Source organism: Nonomuraea sp. NPDC049624, from assembly GCF_040675255.1.
Classification (GTDB): Bacteria; Actinomycetota; Actinomycetes; order Streptosporangiales; family Streptosporangiaceae; genus Nonomuraea.
In genome coordinates this window covers 26,261-44,150 of the sequence record NZ_JBFAOR010000003.1, presented here as the reverse complement: position 1 = coordinate 44,150, position 17,890 = coordinate 26,261, and the positions used below count along the sequence as shown (strand labels likewise).

General features: G+C 68.7%; 16 protein-coding genes. 4 read left to right on the top strand and 12 right to left on the bottom strand.

What is annotated here, in order from left to right; translation table 11 throughout:
- Nucleotides 1-2: 2 nt before the first annotated feature.
- Nucleotides 3-1,262, bottom strand: a complete 1,260-nt coding sequence (locus tag AB0J76_RS11880; RefSeq protein ID WP_352321240.1) for an extracellular solute-binding protein — start codon at nucleotides 1,260-1,262, stop codon at nucleotides 3-5.
- Between the two features lie 152 nt (nucleotides 1,263-1,414).
- On the opposite strand from AB0J76_RS11880, the gene AB0J76_RS11875 reads away from it, so the two are divergent.
- Nucleotides 1,415-2,458: a LacI family DNA-binding transcriptional regulator gene (locus AB0J76_RS11875; RefSeq protein ID WP_352321242.1), complete on the top strand. Its 1,044-nt coding sequence runs from the start codon at nucleotides 1,415-1,417 to the stop codon at nucleotides 2,456-2,458.
- Between the two features lie 220 nt (nucleotides 2,459-2,678).
- Here AB0J76_RS11875 and AB0J76_RS11870 read toward each other — a convergent pair whose 3' ends face one another.
- Nucleotides 2,679-4,001: a hypothetical protein gene (locus AB0J76_RS11870; protein WP_364389377.1), complete on the bottom strand. Its 1,323-nt coding sequence runs from the start codon at nucleotides 3,999-4,001 to the stop codon at nucleotides 2,679-2,681.
- Between the two features lie 125 nt (nucleotides 4,002-4,126).
- On the opposite strand from AB0J76_RS11870, the gene AB0J76_RS11865 reads away from it, so the two are divergent.
- Together AB0J76_RS11865 and AB0J76_RS11860 are read left to right on the top strand one after the other, a co-directional pair.
- The gene (locus AB0J76_RS11865) at nucleotides 4,127-4,675 is read left to right on the top strand and encodes a helix-turn-helix domain-containing protein (RefSeq protein WP_352321246.1); all 549 of its coding nucleotides are present in this window, start codon (nucleotides 4,127-4,129) and stop codon (nucleotides 4,673-4,675) included.
- A 22-nt stretch (nucleotides 4,676-4,697) separates the two neighbouring features.
- Complete coding sequence (locus tag AB0J76_RS11860) at nucleotides 4,698-6,860, top strand: MMPL family transporter (protein ID WP_352321248.1); 2,163 nt, start codon at nucleotides 4,698-4,700, stop codon at nucleotides 6,858-6,860.
- Between the two features lie 60 nt (nucleotides 6,861-6,920).
- On the opposite strand, the gene AB0J76_RS11855 is transcribed toward AB0J76_RS11860, so the two are convergent.
- The 5 genes from AB0J76_RS11855 to AB0J76_RS11835 form a co-directional block, all read right to left on the bottom strand.
- Nucleotides 6,921-7,535, bottom strand: coding sequence for a TetR/AcrR family transcriptional regulator (locus AB0J76_RS11855; protein ID WP_352321249.1), 615 nt, complete (start codon nucleotides 7,533-7,535; stop codon nucleotides 6,921-6,923).
- 127 nt (nucleotides 7,536-7,662) lie between these two features.
- A complete protein-coding gene (locus AB0J76_RS11850; protein WP_352321251.1) occupies nucleotides 7,663-8,982 on the bottom strand; it encodes an MFS transporter in 1,320 nt (439 codons plus the stop codon).
- A gap of 10 nt (nucleotides 8,983-8,992) precedes the next feature.
- A complete protein-coding gene (locus AB0J76_RS11845; protein WP_352321253.1) occupies nucleotides 8,993-9,826 on the bottom strand; it encodes an SDR family NAD(P)-dependent oxidoreductase in 834 nt (277 codons plus the stop codon).
- 1,268 nt (nucleotides 9,827-11,094) lie between these two features.
- Nucleotides 11,095-11,721: a DsbA family oxidoreductase gene (locus tag AB0J76_RS11840; RefSeq protein ID WP_352321255.1), complete on the bottom strand. Its 627-nt coding sequence runs from the start codon at nucleotides 11,719-11,721 to the stop codon at nucleotides 11,095-11,097.
- Nucleotides 11,714-13,330 (bottom strand): MDR family MFS transporter, encoded by a 1,617-nt coding sequence (locus AB0J76_RS11835; protein WP_352321257.1) that lies wholly within the window; start codon nucleotides 13,328-13,330, stop codon nucleotides 11,714-11,716. Before AB0J76_RS11835 ends, AB0J76_RS11840 begins: the two co-directional genes overlap by 8 nt.
- Nucleotides 13,331-13,424: 94 nt before the next feature.
- Here AB0J76_RS11835 and AB0J76_RS11830 point away from each other — a divergent pair, with 94 nt between their 5' ends.
- Nucleotides 13,425-13,865, top strand: a complete 441-nt coding sequence (locus AB0J76_RS11830) for a MarR family transcriptional regulator (RefSeq protein ID WP_352321259.1) — start codon at nucleotides 13,425-13,427, stop codon at nucleotides 13,863-13,865.
- Here the strand turns inward: AB0J76_RS11830 and AB0J76_RS11825 are convergent.
- From AB0J76_RS11825 to AB0J76_RS11805, 5 genes are all read right to left on the bottom strand, one after another.
- Nucleotides 13,828-14,205, bottom strand: a complete 378-nt coding sequence (locus tag AB0J76_RS11825) for a hypothetical protein (RefSeq protein WP_364389373.1) — start codon at nucleotides 14,203-14,205, stop codon at nucleotides 13,828-13,830. The two genes, AB0J76_RS11830 and AB0J76_RS11825, sit on opposite strands and share 38 nt — an antisense overlap.
- Nucleotides 14,206-14,712: 507 nt before the next feature.
- Nucleotides 14,713-15,237, bottom strand: a complete 525-nt coding sequence (locus tag AB0J76_RS11820; RefSeq protein WP_352321263.1) for a hypothetical protein — start codon at nucleotides 15,235-15,237, stop codon at nucleotides 14,713-14,715.
- 108 nt (nucleotides 15,238-15,345) lie between these two features.
- Nucleotides 15,346-16,470, bottom strand: a complete 1,125-nt coding sequence (locus AB0J76_RS11815) for a hypothetical protein (protein ID WP_352321265.1) — start codon at nucleotides 16,468-16,470, stop codon at nucleotides 15,346-15,348.
- A 63-nt stretch (nucleotides 16,471-16,533) separates the two neighbouring features.
- Nucleotides 16,534-16,761, bottom strand: coding sequence for a hypothetical protein (locus AB0J76_RS11810; RefSeq protein ID WP_352321267.1), 228 nt, complete (start codon nucleotides 16,759-16,761; stop codon nucleotides 16,534-16,536).
- 43 nt (nucleotides 16,762-16,804) lie between these two features.
- Entirely contained in the window at nucleotides 16,805-17,140 is a 336-nt protein-coding gene (locus AB0J76_RS11805; protein WP_352321269.1) for a hypothetical protein, read from the bottom strand.
- Between the last annotated feature and the right edge of the window lie 750 nt (nucleotides 17,141-17,890).

Here is a 17,890-nt window from a genome sequence, read left to right as displayed (position 1 = left end):
GATCAGCCGGCGTTCTGCTCCATGATCTTCGCGGCGGCGTCCAGGGCGGCCTTGGGCTCGGCCTTGCCGTAGATGACCTCCTGCAGCTTCTTGGTCACCTCGGCCTGGCTGGTCTCCCAGCCCGGGCAGTTCGGCGGGCCGTACCCGGAGGCGAAGGCGGCCTTGATGGCCTCCACCTGGTCCGGCGTCACGGGGAGGTTGGCGATGTTGTCGGTGAGCGGCGAGATCCACAGCACACCCCTGGTGGCGGCGGTGTCGGTGATCACCTTGACCGCCTCCGGAGTGTAGAGGGACTTCAGGAATTCGGCGGCCTGGGCGGCGTGCTTGCTGTAGGACATGACGCCGGCGATACGGCCGCCGATGAAGGCGCCGGCGCCGGCCGGGCCGACGGGCAGCGGGGCGGTGGCCCACTTGTCCTTGATCTTCGGCTGGGCGGTGTCGATGGCCTTGATCTGCCAGCTTCCACCGGACACCATGGCCACACCGTTGGCCAGTGCCGCCGGGGTCTCCGCCGTCTGGGTGGGCGCCTTGTGCTTCTTGTAGAGGTCGGCCCAATAGGTCAGCGCGGTGACGCCGGCGTCGTTGTTGAGCGCGGGCTTGCAGTCCGGTGTGTAGAGAGTGCCGCCGGCCTGACGCAGGAAGTTGAAGTACTGCAGCCAGTCGATGTTGCCCCAGTCCATCGAGTAGGGCACCTTGACGCCGTCGGCCTTGAGCTTGTCCAGGGCCGCGGTCAGTTCTTCCCACGTCTTCGGCGGCTTGAGGCCGGACTTCTCCAGCAGATCCGTGCGGTAGTAGGTGAGGTACACCGTCATGTCAAGCGGCGTGCCGTACACGGCGCCGTCGCGCGAGGTGATCGACTCCCAGACGCCCTGCTGAGTCTTGGCCTTGATCGCCTCCGGCAGCCCGTGGTCGCGCAGATCGATCATGCCGCCGAGGGCTCCGAACTCGATGCCCCACGACAGGCCACCGGAGACGATGTCCGGGCCGGTCTTGCTGGTGGCCGCGGCCAGGACCTTGGCGTGGCCGTCGTCCCAACTCAGCGCCGAGACCTTGATCTTCACGTCGGGATGGGTCCGGGTGTAGAGATCCGCGGCCTTCTGGACGGCCAAGGCCTCGTCCTCCGACCCGGTCATCCAGAACGTCAGGTTGGCCGGGCCCTCCGCCGGGGCCTGCCCCTGCTTGGGTGCAGTGCTGGTCGCACAGGCACCGGCCAGCAGGCCGAGCGCGACGACAGTCACCGTGGCCGTGCGGCGCCTCTTCACGGTGTCCTCCTGAGAGTGTGGGGGGTGCTAACTTAACCGTGTAAGTTGCGCCTAATGTAGGAGTGGCATGGCAACCTTGTCAACGCCGGATTTCCCAGGGATTACGACGTGCTAAATTCAGCTTAGTTTACTTAACTAATTAAGGAGCCTCGGTGAAGCGTCCAACCATCGCGGACATCGCGCAGCGCGCCGGAGTGTCGAAGGTGGCGGTCTCCTACGCCCTGAACGGCCAGCCGGGTGTGTCGGAGGCCACCCGTGCGCGCATCCTGGCCATCGCCACCGAGATCGGCTGGCGGCCCAACAGCGCGGCCCGCGCCCTGAACGGGGCCAAGGCCCGCACGATCGGCCTGGCCCTTCGCCGGCCCGCGCGCACCCTCGGCATGGAGCCCTTCTTCATGGAGCTCATCAGCGGCATCGAGGATGCGTTGTCGATGCACTCCTACGCCCTGATGTTGCAGGTTGCCAGGGACCACACCGAGGAGATCGAGTTGTACCGCCGCTGGTGGGGCGAGGGCCGCATCGACGGAGCGATCCTGGTGGACCTCTATGCCGAGGACCCGCGCATCCCCGTGGTCCAATCGCTGCACATGCCTGCCGTCACCATCGGCCACCCGTCCGTGTCGGGCTCCCTCCCCGCGGTGTGGTCCGACGACAGCGCCGCCATCCGAGAAACCGTGCAGTACCTGGCCGCCCTAGGACATCGCCACGTCGCACGGGTCGCCGGCCTGCCCAAGCTGGCCCACACCGCGATACGTGACCACGCCTTCGCTGCCGTCTGCCAGGCGGCCAGGGTCGAGGAGTGGACGATCGAGCACACCGACTACTCCGGGGAGCAGGGCGCACGCGCCACCCGCCGGCTCATCACCTCACCGCGCCGACCCACCGCCATCGTCTTCGACAACGACATCATGGCAGTGGCCGGCCTGTCCGTCGCGCAGGAGCTCGACATGAACGTTCCGGGCGAGCTGTCCATCGTGGCCTGGGACGACTCGCCGCTCTCCCAGGTGGTCCGGCCGGCGCTCACCGCACTGAGCCGGGACATTCCGGCTTACGGCATGAACGCCGCGCGCACCCTCATGGCAGTGATCGCTGGAGAGCGAACCGAGCATTTCGAGGATGTGGCGCCCCATCTGACTCCGCGGGCCAGCACCGGGCCGGCACCTACCCGGCACGACATTCCCGAAAGCGATTCGTGAGCCTGTGATCTCGCGCTCGGCAGCGGAGCAGCGGAGGCCCACACGCGTACGGGGGAGCAGCGTTGTGCGCCAAGGCGGCCCGCCGTCCTGAACAAGGCGGCAGCCAGGCGGCTTAGACGGTGCTCCGCGACACGCCCGCCCGCCTGGCGATCTCCGCGATGTTCACCCGGTCCCCCGCGCCGACGGGACGGCGAGCCTGGCTCGAATCGATGTCACGAGATCAGGAGGGTCCCAAGGCCGGGTCAGGCCGCTGCCCGCGCTGCTCGCGCTGCTCATGGGCGCCCGCGAGGATGAGGTAGGCGGCGGCCGTCCAGGTGTAGGCGCGGTCGCGCAGTCCTTCGCCGGTGCGCGCGTCGAAGTTCTCCGCGAACCCCGACTGCTCGCACAGCCTGCGGAAACGGGCGCTGATCTCGTCGGCCAGGGCGGTGTGGCCGGCCCGGCGCAGGCCGTCCTCGACGAGCACGGTCGACGGGGCCCAGATGGGCCCGCGCCAGTAGCCGTCGTCCTGGTAGTGCTCGGAGTCGGGGTGTTCGGTGGCCGGTCCGTACGCGGTGAGGTGGGACTCGATGCGGGCGGCCAGCGCCGTGTGCACCGGTTCGGGCAGCTCGTCGCCGAGCACGATGGGCATGAGGTCGAGCAGGCTGGAGGTGGACCAGGTGCGTCCGCTATGGGCGCCGCGGGCGACGAACCGCTCCCCCGTCCACAGCTCGGCCAGCAGCGCGTCCCGCATGCGGTCGGCGGCGCCGGACCAGTGCGCCCCCCTGCCGGGGTCGGGGGCCAGGCGGGCCAGTTCGCGCATCTGGAGCACGAGGAAGGCGGCCAGGTCGGCGGTCTCGACGACGCGCTCGGGGTCGAAGGTCGTGGCGTTGTCCCAGCCGCTGTCGTTGCCGTGCTGGTAGTGCGGCAGCTCGCGTCCGGGGGCGCGGCGGGCCGTCAGCCAGAACGTGGTCCAGCGTTCCAGCAGCGGGTAGACGTCGGGCGCCGGAGGCAGGCGGCGCAGGGCCCAGCCGTGCACGGGCGGCTTGACGAAGTTGTAGAGGATCTCCGAATGGGTGACGGAGTCGGGCAGCGCGCCGGCGTCGTCCTGGTGGTCGAAGGGCAGCCGGAACTGGTCCCAGGCCAGCTCGGGCAGGCCGCCCGCCAGGGCGATGGCGTTGAAGCAGTGGTCCCAGCTCCACACCTTGTCCATCCAGTGCTTCGACATCAGCACAGCGGGCCTGGTGACGAACCCGGCGGGCCGGACGGTGGCCGACCACAACACGTAGGCGGCCAGTTCGGCGGCGGGCGTGCCGTCGCCGCGCCAGGGCGCGACCGCGTCGGCGAAGGTGTCGAACTCGGCGCGGGCGGCCTTGGCCACCTGGTCGAAGGTGCCGCCGGCGCAGGAGTAGGGGGCGCGGGCGGTCTCGTACTCCTCGACGGCGATCTCCCACTCGCCGTCCAGGGCCAGGCCGCGTTCCGCGGTGCCCAGGGCCTGCGCGCCGAGCGGCTCGGCGTCCCCGGCCAGCACGGTGCGCACCCGGTCCGTCGCATCGAAGCCGAGCACCACCACACTTGCAGCTACTTTGCATCTGATGACCACGGACCCGAGCGGAGGGCCGTGAGGAAGGCCACAGTCGAATCCTGTCCGATCGGTCAGATCTGACCGATCGGACAGTTATGGTTGAGGGCATGGCACGTCCCGCTTCCGCCCTGCGCGGCCACATCCTGGACTCGGCGTTGAGTCTGTTCGCCACGCGTGGATACAAGGGCACCTCACTGCACGACATCGCTCAGGTGGTCGGCTGTTCGAAGGCGTCCTTGCTCTACTACTTCGTCAGCAAGGAGGCGATCCTCGCCGAGTTGCTGACCCCCGCTGGTGAAGGGCTGGGAGAGCTGGACGCCCGGCTTTCCGGGCTTGAGGGAGACCAGGCGGTGGACGCGGCCGTCACGGGCTTCGTCGATCTGGCCATGAGGTTCCGGCGCGAGGTAAAAGTCCTGTTCCAGGACATTCCCGCGCTGGCCGGTCATCCGGCTCTGGGTGCCGTGCCCGCCGTCGTGGGGCGGCTGATGACCGCGATGGTGGACGGCTCGACCGAGTCCCGGGGCCTGGTCACCGCCTACATGGTCATCGGCGCGGTATCGGTGACCTGCGCCAGTGACATACCGGTGCCGGACGAGGACCTGCGTGCCGAGCTGATCGACGGCGCCCTGCGCACGCTCGGCCGCGACCCCCGCTGAACTTCGAGGAAAGACATCCTTCATGGCTTCTGTGCTGTATCGGCTCGGCCGGTTCTCCTTCCGCCGCCGAGGGCGTGTGCTGGCCGTCTGGCTGCTCCTGCTCACCTTGCTGAGCGGGGCGGCCGCCGCCTTCATGGGTCCCACCACTGACAACTTCTCGATCCCCGGCACGGAGTCCCAGCGGGCGCTCGACTCCCTGCGGGTGCAGTTCCCGCAGGCCGGTGGCGTGACCGGAACCATCGTCCTCGCCGCGCCCGAAGGACGGGAACTGGACAAGGCCGCGGTCGCGGCCGTCGTGCGGGAGGCCGGTGGAGTCCCCGGTGTGATCGCCGCCATCGATCCCTTCACGGCCGGTTCGGTCACTCCCGACGGCCGCTACGCGTTGGTCCAGGTCCAGTTCGACACCCCGGCCGACGAGGTCAGCGCGGCGCAGCGTACGGCGTACGAGCAGGTCGGCGCCTCCGCGCGCGGGCTCCGGGCGGAGCACGGCGGCGAGATCATGAAGGCGGGAGGGGAGATCGGCTCCACTGAGGCGCTCGGTGTCCTGGTCGCCGCGGTGGTCCTCCTCATCACCTTCGGTTCTCTGGTGGCCGCCGGCATGACGCTGCTGAATGCGCTGATCGGCGTCGCGGCCGGGATGGCCGGGCTGTTCGCCCTCAGCGGGGTGCTGGAACTGACCGGCACCGCGCCCATCCTGGCGTTGATGCTGGGGCTGGCCGTGGGCATCGACTACTCGCTGTTCATCACCTTCCGCTACCGGCAGTACCTCACCGAGGGTGAGGTTGCGGAGGAAGCCGCCGGGCGTGCGATCGGCACCGCGGGTTCCGCTGTGGTCTTCGCCGGCGCCACCGTCGTCATCGCCCTGGCCGGCCTCTCCGTGGTCGGCATTCCCTTCCTGAGCGTCATGGGGCTGGCCGCGGCCGGCACCATCACCCTGGCGGTGCTGGTCGCCCTCACCCTGCTCCCCGCGATGCTCGGCTTCGCCGACGCCCGCGTCCTGCCGCGTAGGCAGCGTGGCGGGCGGATGCCCGCCCCCGGGCCCGAGGGCTTCGGGTACGCCTGGGGCCGGCTCGTCACCCGGCTGCGGATCCCGATCCTGCTGGTCGGCGTCGCCGGGCTGGGCGCGCTGGCCCTGCCCGCCCAGGACATGCGCCTGGCCCTGCCCGACGCCGGCACCGCGGCTTCCGGTTCGGCGGCCCGCGAGGCCTACGACCTGATCAGCGAGGGATTCGGGCCCGGCTTCAACGGGAGGCTGATCGCCGTCGTCTCCGGCGACGACGCCCAGGCCACCAGCATGGCCGCCGAGCAGGCCGCGCGGCTGATCGAGTCCACGGACGGTGTGCTCCACGTCTCCCCGCCGCAGCCCAACCAGCAGGGCACCACCGTACTGATGACCATCATCCCCAAGGCCGGCCCGACCGACGCGGCCACAGAGCGGACCGTGCACTCCATCCGGGAGCGCGTGGCCGCCGTCCAGGGCGCCACCATCGCCCTGACCGGCGCCACCGCCATCGGCATCGACGTGTCGGCGAAACTCGCCGAGGCGATGCCCGTCTACCTGCTGCTCGTCGCCGGGCTGTCGATCCTGCTGCTGATGCTGGTCTTCCGCTCGGTGCTGGTGCCGCTCAAAGCGGCGCTGGGCTTCCTGCTCACCGTCGGCGCCACGTTCGGCATCACCGTGGCCATCTTCCAGCAGGGGCACTTGGCCGACCTGCTCGGCATCGACGTCCCCGGGCCGCTGGTGAGCTTCCTGCCGATCCTGCTCATCGGGATCCTGTTCGGCCTGGCCATGGACTACGAGGTCTTCCTCGTCTCCCGGATGCGCGAGGACTTCGTGCACGGCGACAGCCCACGGCAGGCCACCGTCAACGGCCTGGGTCACAACGCCCGCGTCGTCACCGCCGCCGCGCTGATCATGGCGGCCGTGTTCGGCGGTTTCGTGTTCATGGACGATCCGATCATCAAGTCCATCGGTTTCGCGCTGGCCGTCGGCGTGCTCGTCGACGCGTTCGTCGTCCGCCTGACCCTGGTGCCGGCCGCGATGTCGCTGCTCGGCCGCGCGGCCTGGTGGCTGCCCCGGCCCCTCGACCGGGTCCTGCCGAATCTCGACATCGAAGGCGAGAGCCTGCGCGGGAACGAGGCCGACCGGCAGCATGCCGACTCCACGAACGCCGTCAAGGTCTGACAACCGATCAAGTGGGCGAGGCCCGCACGGGCTTCGCCCACGGTTCCGGCCGGGGCGGCGCTAGCCCTCGATGATCAGGTCGCGGCGCAGGATCCGGATGAAGGCGCCCATCGCCGCGACCATGTCGAAGGACTCGTCGAGCAGCCATTGCTCCTCAAGGCCGGTGATAGTGCCGATGATGAGCGACGCCACCGCAGTGGGGTCGGCATCCGCGCGTACGTGCCCGGTAGCGACGCCTTCCTGGACCACGGCGGCCAGATGGGCACGGAACGTGCGGACACGCTCCCGCGCCCATTCCAGCGCGATCTCCGGGAGGTCGTTCGAGCCGAAGGCGCCGAGATGCCCCATGCGGGTGAGCTCGCGGTTCTGCCGGCTCCGCCTGACCATGTCGTCCACGATCTCCAGGGCGCGGACCATGGCCGGCCCCTCGTACTCGCGGCCGACCTCGACCGCGTCGAATGTCTGCCGGTCGCGTTCGGCAAGCACCTCGGCCAGCAGAGCTTCCTTGGTGGGGAAGTGATGCAGCAGGCCGGACTGGGTGATCCCGGCCTGCCTGGCGACGGCCGCGAGGGAGGTCCCCCGGTAGCCCTGTACCGCGAACAGCCTGAGGGCGGAGCTCACGATCTTGGCGCGCCGGGCGGCACCGGCTCGCTCGGCGTCATGCGTCTTCGCCATCCGTCGTTCCTGTCGTCGGGGTGCCTCGCTCGACGCAGGCGGACATGGTTGCGCAAGGCCCAATTTCTTCCGCGACAGCCTACCGTTCACCCGCGTGGCCGGCCGCTCGGGAGGGCGCCTTGCCCCGTCAGCGCACTCTCTTGATCGGAAGAACCGCCAGAGCGCCCGCGCCCGCGACGATCGCCACCACGGGATACAACGCCGCGTACCCTCCGAAGATCGTGACGATGCCGCCGGCGACGACGGGCGCGATCGTGTTCGGCAGGGTAGCGGCGATGTTGATCACGCCCAGATCCTTGGCGTGGTCGTCCTCACTGGGCAGGACCTCCGAGACGAGGGCCTGGTCCACCGAGATGAAGACACCGAAGCCGATGGTCAGGACGACCGTCGAGATCATCAGACCGGCCACACTCGGCAAGATCAGCAGGAACAGCGCCGATGCGGCGATGATGAGCCCGCCGACCAGGACGATCGGCTTGCGCCGGCCCACACGGTCCGACAGGAGCCCGGACACCGCGATGGCGATGATGAACCCGGGCAGGCCCATCAGTCCGATCAGGGGAACCAGCCGCGCAGCCTCGGTGAGGCTCAGGCCGATGTACTCCTGGGCGATGTAGATGTTGAAGGTCTGCACCATGTAGTAGCCGCCGAAGATGAGCACGCGGCCCAGGAACGCCCAGAAGAAATCGGGATGGCGCAGGGGATTGACCCAGAACGCCTTGAGGAAGGCCCGGATGGAGAACGCCGGCCGTGCCACACCGCGGTTGTCGGTGTCGGGATTGACCACGACGAACACCACGATGATCAGCAGGATGACGCCCGCGAAGCCGGCGTAGCCGACGGGGATGCGGGTGGCGAAGGCGGAAGCGAGGACCGGGCCCGCGATCGCCGCGGCGATCGCGCCGAGCCCGGTGAGCGTCGAGTACCGTCCGCGCAGCCGGGAGGGCACGCGGTCGGGCAGGATCGCCGCGAGCGGACCCTGGAGGGCATTGAAGCCGAGTTGTACGGCCATCATGACCACGACCAACTGAGTCACGGTCGTCGACAGTCCCGCGGTGATCAGCCCGACGGCGCCGAAGAGGGCTCCGGCCAGCATCCATGGCGCACGTGCGCCGAAGCGCGTACGGGTGCGATCGGACAGGACACCGACGAGCGGCTGGATGATCATCGCGGCGAGCGCGCTCATGGTGTTGACGATGGTCAGGTTCTCGACCTTGGCCGTGGTGTCGATGGCCTGCACCTGAAGCGCCAGGAAGTAGGCCGAGACGGCGTAGCCCAGCGGTGCGGCGGCGCTGACGAACGGCACGGTGACGAACAGCCGCCGCAGACCGCGCTCCTCCCCGTGCCGGTCGCCGGGTCCGGACAACTCAGGAGGCGCGGGCGCGGTCGAAGAGACGCCGGCCGCGTGAGTCTGCGGCGGGGACTGGGGCGGGAGCCGCTCGTCCATCGAGATGTCCCTACGGCTCGACGCTGTCGTTCAGGGCGTCGCCCGCGAGCCGCCACAGCTCCTCGAACTGGGCCCGGAACCGGTCGTGGTCGTGCGCGGGAAGCGAGAAGACGAAGGGGGCGCCGCGCAGCATGCCTTCGACGGCGTCGCGCGCGACCACGCCGGGTTCGATGGCCATCGGGACGGTGCCTGTTCCGAACAAGTCGGCCGCCGGGGGACCGAACACGTCGGGCCGGTTGCGCTGGGAGTCCAGGATGCGGGTCGCCACCTGCCCTGGGCACAGAATCGTGACACCGATGCCGTCGGGCGCGAGTTCGGCCCGCAGCCCGAGTGAGAGGCCGACGATGGCGTGTTTTGTGGCGCTGTAGAGGGACGTGCCCTGCGGTTCAGGCAGGAAGGCATGGGTCGACGCGGTGTTCATCACGTGTCGCCACCCGGTCCGCTCGCGCATCCTCGGCAGGAAGGCACGCAGGCAGTTGAGCATGCCCTCGATGTTCACCGACGAGAGCCAGCGCCAGTCACCGAGCGACGATTCGGCGACCGTGCCGAAGGCGAGCACGCCCGCATTGTTGCAGAGCACCTCGACGGAGCCGAACTCGGCGTAACTGGCCTGCACGAGGGCGTCGACCGACTCGGGGTCGGAGACGTCGACGCGAATGCCGAGCGCGGGAATCCCGCTCTCGCCCAGTTCGCGGGCGAGGCGCCGGGCGTCGGCGCCGTCTATGTCGGCCACGACGACCGACATCCCGCGCGCGCCGAGTTCGGCCGAGAGCGCGGCCCCGATGCCGCTGGCCCCACCGGTGATGACCGCCGTACGGCCGGCGAGTTGATCAGGTCCAGGCATCGCGGTGTCCCTTGCTCGAAGCCGCTGTGGATTTCGTCGGCGAGCCTACTGACTGATCAGTCGGTTTGCTAGCTCCGAGAATACCGCGTGATCGCCTCGATACTCGTCCGTGATGGACGCCGCTCTCAAGCTGCCCGGCCGCGGGTCTACAACGACTCCATCGAACCCAGGGCACACCAAAGCCTCCATCAACCCGGGGCGGTTCAGATCTTCTTCAGACGGTCGAGTCACCTTGAACAGGCCGAGCAACGCCTTCAGGCGGGCGAGTTCGAGGCGGGTCAGCCATTCCTCCAGGTGCGGCCTTCTTCATGCCCGGCGCGGACCCATCGCCATAGTGTTCGCTCGCTGATCCCCATGCAGGTGCTCAGCAGGCGGACGTGCGCGGTGGTGAGCTCCTGACGCTCATCGAGTGCCAGAAGGCGGCGCGTGGCGGGCCCCGCGGAGGTGATGGAGACTGCCCTCATTGGAGGTGTCGACGCGTTTGCGCATAGCCGCTCCCTCGCACCGGCGGTGAGCACGCGTGCGTGCAGACGCGTTGCCGCACTTGGGCAGTTCGGTCACATGCGCGGCCAACACCCCGAATGGTAACTCTAGCAATCCAAATGATTCCAAAGTGTAACGATCAAAGCCGGGAAACTGTGACGTTTACGGAAATGCCCACCTACCTACCCACAGTCGTTCGCCTCGCGCTTGGCCGTCCGTTCCTCCCTCCCGATGCCAGAATCGACTCCCATGAAGCTCCATCTGTTCTTACTGACAACCTGATGACAATCAGTACTGACAGAAAATGAGAACTCTCAGCACCACCCCGGACCGGCCCGCGGGCACCAGGTCCGCGAGCGCCGGCCGCTCCCCTACGATCCCCGGCGCAGCGCCAGCAGCTCGCCCGTCACCGGCTGCACGACGGCGCCCGGCACCGGCCGCAGTGGAGCGGCTCCCCCGGCCGCCACACCACCACCGGCACCAGGGGTTCGGCAGGCGGTTCCCCCTCGCCGCCCTCGGCCGGCCAGCGGTCCACCGCGTCCGCGTGCGCCTCCCGCTCTCGCAGGAAGGCGGCCCACGTCGCGCGGGGCCTCCCTGTGGTTCGGACCCTGGCACACCTTCGACATCCCAGCCCTTCGCTGCGCGCCGCTTCCAACGCGGACACCTGCACACGCAGGCACAAACCGAACGCCTCCGTGCTCGACGCGAAGACAGCCCCGCCGCCGCTGGGGCCGCGCGAGCCCTGGACTCCGATCATGGGGGACATGGAGGTCGGCTGCGGCGTGTCATCGCGATGTCTTGCTCGTCAGGAGGGTGCGGAGTTCGGTGACCTCAGGGGCTCCGGCGATGGCGGGTGCGCCGTTGATGACGAAGGTGGGTACCTGACGGACGCCGAGCTGGATCGCGCGTTCCTCATCGGCTCGGACGTCAGCGGCGTAGGCGTCAGTGTCCAGGACGGAACGGACTGCCGCGTCGGGCAGGCCGGCGCGTGCGGCGAGGGGCCGAAGAATTGCGGGGTCGGCGACGTTGATGTTGTCGGCGAGATGGGCCTGGAACAGCCGCTCGACCACGCTGTCTGCCAGGTCATGGTCGGCGGCCAGGTGGATGAGGCGGTGCGCGTCGAAGGAGTTGACCGGGCGGGCAGTGGCGGGATTGAGATCCAGCCCCTCGACCGTTCCCAGCTGCCGGATGCGTTGGAAGACGGCCGCGAGGTCGGGACCGTGCAGGTCGAAGCGCTGCGCCATCATTTCGGCCAGGGTGGCGCCGGGGATGGCCGGCTGGCTGGGACGGAGCTCGAAGCTGCGCCAGGTGACGCGGATGTCGTCGCAGCCGGCGAGGGCCCGCTCCAGGCGCTTCTTGCCGATGTAGCACCACGGGCACATGATGTCCGACCAGATCTCCACCTCAGTCACGGGTCTTCTCCCTCAGGAACAGTGCGAGGACCAGACCGACGGCCATGACGCAGCCGACCACCACGAACACGGTGTCCATCGCGCTGGCCATGCCGTCCAGGACGGGCGCGGCCAGGCGGGCGTCGAGATGGTCGAGGTAGGAGGTGTCGTTGAGGTCGATGCCGGCTCTGCCGTCCAGACCGGCCAGCAGGCGTTGCGCTCCGGGATCCTTGGTCACCGCAGGGGTGTGCAGCGCGGCCTGGAAGGCCGTGGTGTTCTCCGCCCGATGAAGGACGGCGGCGATGCGTTCCTCGGCCAGCGAGAAGAGGATCGACAGGTAGACGGCGGTTCCGGCGGCGCCGCCGAGCTGCCGGAAGAAGGTGTAGGAGGCGCTGGCGGCACCCATGGTACCTGCGGGTGCGGACGCCTGGATGGCGATCAGCATGACCTGGAAGCACAGGCCGATGCCCAGGCCCATGACGGTCGTGATGAGAGCGGTGAACCACAGCGGCGTGCCGGGCGACAATCGGGTGAAGGCGAAGGCGCACGCGGTCATGACGGCCAGGCCGAGCAGCAGCAGGCCCTTGTAGCGGCCCGTACGGGTGACGAAGGGGCCGCACAGCCGGCCCGCCGCGACGATTCCCAGGGTCTGCGGCAGCAGCATCAACCCCGCCGCCGTCGGGGACAGGCCCTTGACGATCTGCAGGTAGAGCGGCAGGACGCTGAGCCCGCCGAACACGCCCATGCCGACCACGACGTTGACGGCGTTGCTCATCGTGAACAGCGGGCTGGCGAACAGCCGCGGCGGCAGCAGGGCCTCATCGCCCATCCGCCGTTCGACCAGCACGAACCCGACCAGCCCGGCGACGCCCACGGTGGCCAGGACGAGCGTGCGCGACGAGGCCCAGCCCCAGTGGCCTCCTTGCTCGGCCACGACCAGCAGTGGCACCAGTCCGAGCAGCAGCGTCACCGCGCCGCCGTAGTCGATGCGGTGGTCGGTGCGGGTGTGCGGCAGCCGGTAGAGCTTGACCACCAGGACGAGGGCGACGAGCCCTACCGGCACGTTCACCAGGAAGGCCCAGCGCCAACCCGCCACGCCGAGGAAGCTGTCCATCCCGGCGAACAGCCCGCCGAGCACCGGTCCGGCCACGCTGGAGATCCCGAACACCGCCCCGAACCAGGCCTGGTACCGGCTACGGCGCTCCGGCGGCAGCATGTCGGCCAGGATCGCGAACGCCAGCGCCATCAGCCCGCCGGCGCCGAGCCCCTGCACGGCGCGGAACGCGGCCAACTCGTACATCGACTGCGCCGCCGAGCACAGCAGCGAGCCAACCAGGAACAGCGAGATCGAGGCCAGGTAGAGCGGTTTGCGGCCGTAGATGTCCGACAGCCGCCCGTACAGCGGCGTGGAGACCACTCCGGTGATCAGGTAGGCGGTGGTCGCCCAGGCCTGCAGGGTCAGGCCGTTCAGCTGGTCGGCGACGGTCCGCATCACCGCGGCGACGATCATCTGGTCAAGCGCGCCCAGCAGCAGGCCGAGCATCAGCGCCGCCATCACCGCCGCCACGACGCCGCGCCCGAGCTGGGGCGCGGCGCCCGAGGGGGCGGCAGGGGCAAGAGATTCAGTCACGTGGGGACCTCACTTCATTAGTTAGGCTCCATACAATATGGCTCCATAGAATATATGTCCACATCATCAGGGTCCAGACTGTTAGGATCCGCAGATGGGTGCGGAGAAGGACCAGGTCGAACAGGTGGAGCAGGCGGTCGCGGAGCTGTTCGCGGCGTTTCGGCGCAAGCGCGGCCGTGAGCAGGCCGCCGGTGGTGAACTGTCGGGAACCCAGCTGCGCGCGCTGGACGGCCTGGCTGAGGCGGGGCAGGCCACCGCGCGGCAACTGGCCGACTACGCCGACGTCACCCCGGCGACCATGACCGGCATGCTGGACGCCCTCGAAGCCAAGGGTGTGATCCGACGTGAACGCAGCCTCACAGACCGGCGCGCCATCCAGATTGTCCTCACCGACCACGGGCGCGCCCTCGTGACCGAGGCCCGCGACCGATGGCAGCAGCGATGGCAGCAAGCGCTGGCGGACGTCCCGCCCAAGGACCTGCAGGCCGCGATCCGAGTCATCGGCAAGGCGGCAGACCTCTTCGACCACATCTGAAACCGGCATCGGAGGATCCACCGATCACGTCCGCAGCGCGCGCGGGCTCGCCGCCCGGCCCCCGCACAACGGTGCCCGCTCCTGCCGGGGTGAACTTCAGCCACACCATGAACAGGCCCAGCTCCGCGGCCGCCGTCCGCCAGTCGCGGCCGGTGCGTACGCACCACCGCAGGAACAACGCGATCGCCCGCGCGTACGCCTCCGTCGTCGACTCGGCGCGGTCGCGCCCGAGCCGGGTCTCCCGCAGGAACTGATCCGCCACCGGCACGACCGCCAGGTCCTCACCAAGCACCGTCCAGTACCGCGCGCCAGAGGGCATCGTCACCGGGAAGGCTCGCACCCGCCCACCTCGCTCTCGAGACAGAGGTATGACAACTACGAGCCACAAGAGCCATAGGGCAGGAGAACTGTTGCGAAACCCTCTCCCGTCACCACAGTTGCAACATCACACCACAGGCTGAGCTCCCCCGGAGAACGCCGACCTGCTCGCCGGCCGCTCCTGGCCGGACGTGGCCACCCTCGCCCTGCTGGAGACCGCGCTCGGGGTCCGGCTGTGGCCGCAGGGAACTCCGGCGTCCCGATGACGACGCCGAGCCCGGAGCAGAACGCCGTGATGACCTCGACGGCATGGTCGAGCCTTCTCTCCGCCGCCCCGACAACCCGGACATCCGGGCAGAAGCGGCCGTCATGTGGCTCGACAGCCTCCAAGCGATCACCTATCGCGTTACGCTCGGAAAGCGCGAGCCTTCAAAGAGTTAGGACCTGTTGCGCTCACGCAACCCGGTGCCATCGAGCTGTAACTCGGCGGCACCACTTTTCGATCCGGCACCAGACCGGCAAGCCGTACTCAGCTCGTGGCGGCGCTCCCTTCACCGGCGAACCCGTTCCCTCCGGCCCCGATCGTGAACAAGCCCTGCTCCCGCTCGGCCAGCCAGCCATCGTCCACCAGTCGCTTGAGCCGCGCGCGCATCCCCTCCACCTGACCGCGGACATCCTGCTGACCCAGCGCCCGCACCACTTCCCGCGCCCGCAACGGCTTGTCGGAACTGGCCAGCAACACCACCGCGTCCTTGCCCAACCCCCGCAGAACCGGACGCTCCTGGGGAACCTCCGCGCGCCCGGAAGCCCTCGGCGTGGTGTCGCCCGCACCATGAGGACGGATGCCAGCGACCTTCCCGGCCTCCACCACAGCCGGCCCGTCGGCCGCCTCCAGCGCGGTCAGTTCCTCGCGCGCGATGGACAGCCGTTCCAGGCGACGCTCCGCCACGGCCAGCCGCTCCTGCAGCTCCCCCATCTGCCCGGACAGCTCAGCCCATTGCTGCCGTGCAGACTCCTCGGCCCGCTCCAGCTTTGCCAGCAGTGACGTCACCATCGCCTCCCTCGCGGCGATCCCAGACCATCACCATCACTCAACGCATGGCTGCAACTCCAAACTGTAGGCGGCAATGGCATCGCTGACCCCCCAAGACTGCAAGATCCCTTACTGAACTAGCTCGTATATCGATGAAGTCTTCTTGTCGCCGCGCTGGTTGTCGGCGAGTTCGTGGCGCTCGGTTTGGACCCAGAGCCGCGTCGTGCCCGGCCTTGGTGCGATATCGATGATGCGGTCAGCCGGACTGCCCCCGGGCAAGGTTGATTTGGTCCATCTGCCGTCGCGTAGGTTGATCACATAGGGGGCGCCGGAGGCGGGGTTGGCGGCGATCCACAGACCGCTCGCCGGGTCGGTGCGCACCGCAGTCAAAGCTGTCTGCACCAGGTTCAGGCTCACCTGCTTCCATTGGGTGCGGTCCCAGTGCAGCACGATCGGGCTGCCACCATCCGCCCAGGCGGGGCCGACCGCCCACGCGTGGCCATCTGGCTGTGCGGCCAGACTCATCTGCTGGAGGTAGCGCCGCCCGCGACACGATGACCGAGCCGACTCCACCATGCACGGATGATCGACTTTCTTCCAATCTGTGCCGTTCCAATGCAGCGTGACGGCCACCTCATTGCTCATCTGCGCGTCGCTCACCGCCCACACGTCATCCGGACCCGTTGCGGCGACCGCGGCCAAAGAGCGCACCGGCAGCGTGCTCTGACGCCATGCCTTCCCGCTGTGATACAACACCGTCGAATCCCCGCCGTCGGGGTCCATGGAGGTGACGAACCACGCATTGTCTCGGGAGTCCACGGCGATATCGATCACCGGGTTCCACATCGCGCTTAGGGACCGTTGCCGCGTCCAGCTTCCATGAGACCACCGCCACAGATCCTCTGTGTTGTCGTCCACATGTTGCACGGTCGCGACCGCCCAGATCGTCTCGCCGGATGGCGAGCCGCCGACTTCGAGCTGCGAGGCCTTGCCGAGCTGTTTGGGCAGCCCGGCGCGCTTCCAGGAGACCCCATCCCAGCGCAGCATCGACCAGGCACGCCGACGACCCTCCGCGGCGAACAGTAATGCCCCGCCGTCCGCCGTCGGCACCAACCGTAAACCGCTTTGGGTGGTGTATCTCACCGTCCAGCGCGACGCCGACTCGTCGGCGTCATCAGCCGTCCGCCCATAAACGCTCAGGGCCGTGTCGGAGGCCAACACACACACGCTGGCAAGGACCAGGACAGCGAGCACACTCGAAGCCTTTCGCATCCGACTAAGGATCACACAACGTGCGTAGGCATCGGTAATGCCGCATTACGCCGTCGCTCTGGAGCGCCGTACCTGGTCCGGCGGCATGGGTGTCTGAACCGCGCCATGCGGATCGACCTGTACACCGACACCACGCGGGAAACGATCAAGTCGTCCCTGGGAAGCGATGATCAACAGGCCCATGCTCGCCCAGCTCACGCCTACTCGTGAACCCCCCATCGTGGTGACGCTCACGTTGCCGGGGTCCTGCCGGATCGCCGCGAACACGTCCACGCCCTCAGCCTCCGCCGACACCTCCTCACCGCCGTCCCCGATCTCACCACCGGCCTCCTGAATCCCGATCTTCCGTCTCGGCGCCGTCCTCGCCGCGGCGCTCGATCAGGGTGAACATGCGCTCGGCCACGTCGTCACTGACCCGTGACCAGACGCGCAGTGTTAGTGCCTTCTCGGATTGGTCCAGCGCAGAGCCGACGATCCGCTGCAGTCGCTGCTTGGCCGGCGGCTCGATCCGCTCATCCTTCAAATGGGCCAGCAGCGCCGCCCGTACCCGGTCGGCCCGCCGCTCGGACAGGCACACGTCGCCGGACAGCCACTCGGCCGCCTTCTCGGCATCCTCGACACCGCACTCCCGAAACCCGGTGAAGGCACGCACGTCGGCCCTATGCGGTGCCGAAACTCGCCCATAGAATCTGATCTGGCCTTCTATCGTCAGCACACGTGTTTCGGCCCAGGTCGGAGATACGCCGGCACCCCAGTCCGGGTTCTCGGCGGCCAGGCACAGCGAGGGCGCGCATGGTGGGCGGGATCGGTGGCCGTCACGGCTGGTACTTGGGAGAGGTCCAGCGTCGCTTCACCTGGTCGGCGTGCCACGACGGCGCCATCGTCGCCGCCTCCATATCCTCGCTCCTTACCAGTCGCAGCGGATCCCGACGCGGGCCGCTGCTGTGGAGCATGCTTCTCGCAAGCAGCATCGCCAGTGTGGCGACCAACATCGCCGTCGCTTAACCCACACTCGCCGCGCGTCTCATCGCTGGATGGACGGGCTTCGCGCTGATCGGTGCGTACGAGATGCTCACGAGCCAAGTCAGCGCGGGCGCACGATCATCGGCCGACATGCAGCAGAGGCCGGGCGACGAGGTCCGGAATCACGGCTTGACCCTCCAGCAGAAAGCTTGGCGATGGCCCAAGCGCAGACCGATCCTGAGGGGCGCATCCCATCGGGCGCAGCCATCGCGCGAGTTCCAGCACTCATCACGTTGGGACAGCTCGCAAAGAGGGTGGGGGCGGCGGGCGAGCCCAGCGGACGAGAACTCTGGCGCATGACTCCTTGCCAGGAAGGCACTGACTGGCAACTGTTTGAGCGCCTCGCCATTGGCTAATTCAAATGCGGCATCCAGAACAT

Coding starts and splice junctions, on each gene's coding strand:
- AB0J76_RS11865 (WP_352321246.1), top strand. CDS start 4,127: ATGGCACGTCCCGCTTCCGCCCTGCGCGGCCACATCCTGGACTCGGCG.
- AB0J76_RS11860 (WP_352321248.1), top strand. CDS start 4,698: ATGGCTTCTGTGCTGTATCGGCTCGGCCGGTTCTCCTTCCGCCGCCGA.
- AB0J76_RS11855 (WP_352321249.1), bottom strand. CDS start 7,535: ATGGCGAAGACGCATGACGCCGAGCGAGCCGGTGCCGCCCGGCGCGCC.
- AB0J76_RS11850 (WP_352321251.1), bottom strand. CDS start 8,982: ATGGACGAGCGGCTCCCGCCCCAGTCCCCGCCGCAGACTCACGCGGCC.
- AB0J76_RS11845 (WP_352321253.1), bottom strand. CDS start 9,826: ATGCCTGGACCTGATCAACTCGCCGGCCGTACGGCGGTCATCACCGGT.
- AB0J76_RS11830 (WP_352321259.1), top strand. CDS start 13,425: ATGGGTGCGGAGAAGGACCAGGTCGAACAGGTGGAGCAGGCGGTCGCG.
- AB0J76_RS11820 (WP_352321263.1), bottom strand. CDS start 15,237: ATGGTGACGTCACTGCTGGCAAAGCTGGAGCGGGCCGAGGAGTCTGCA.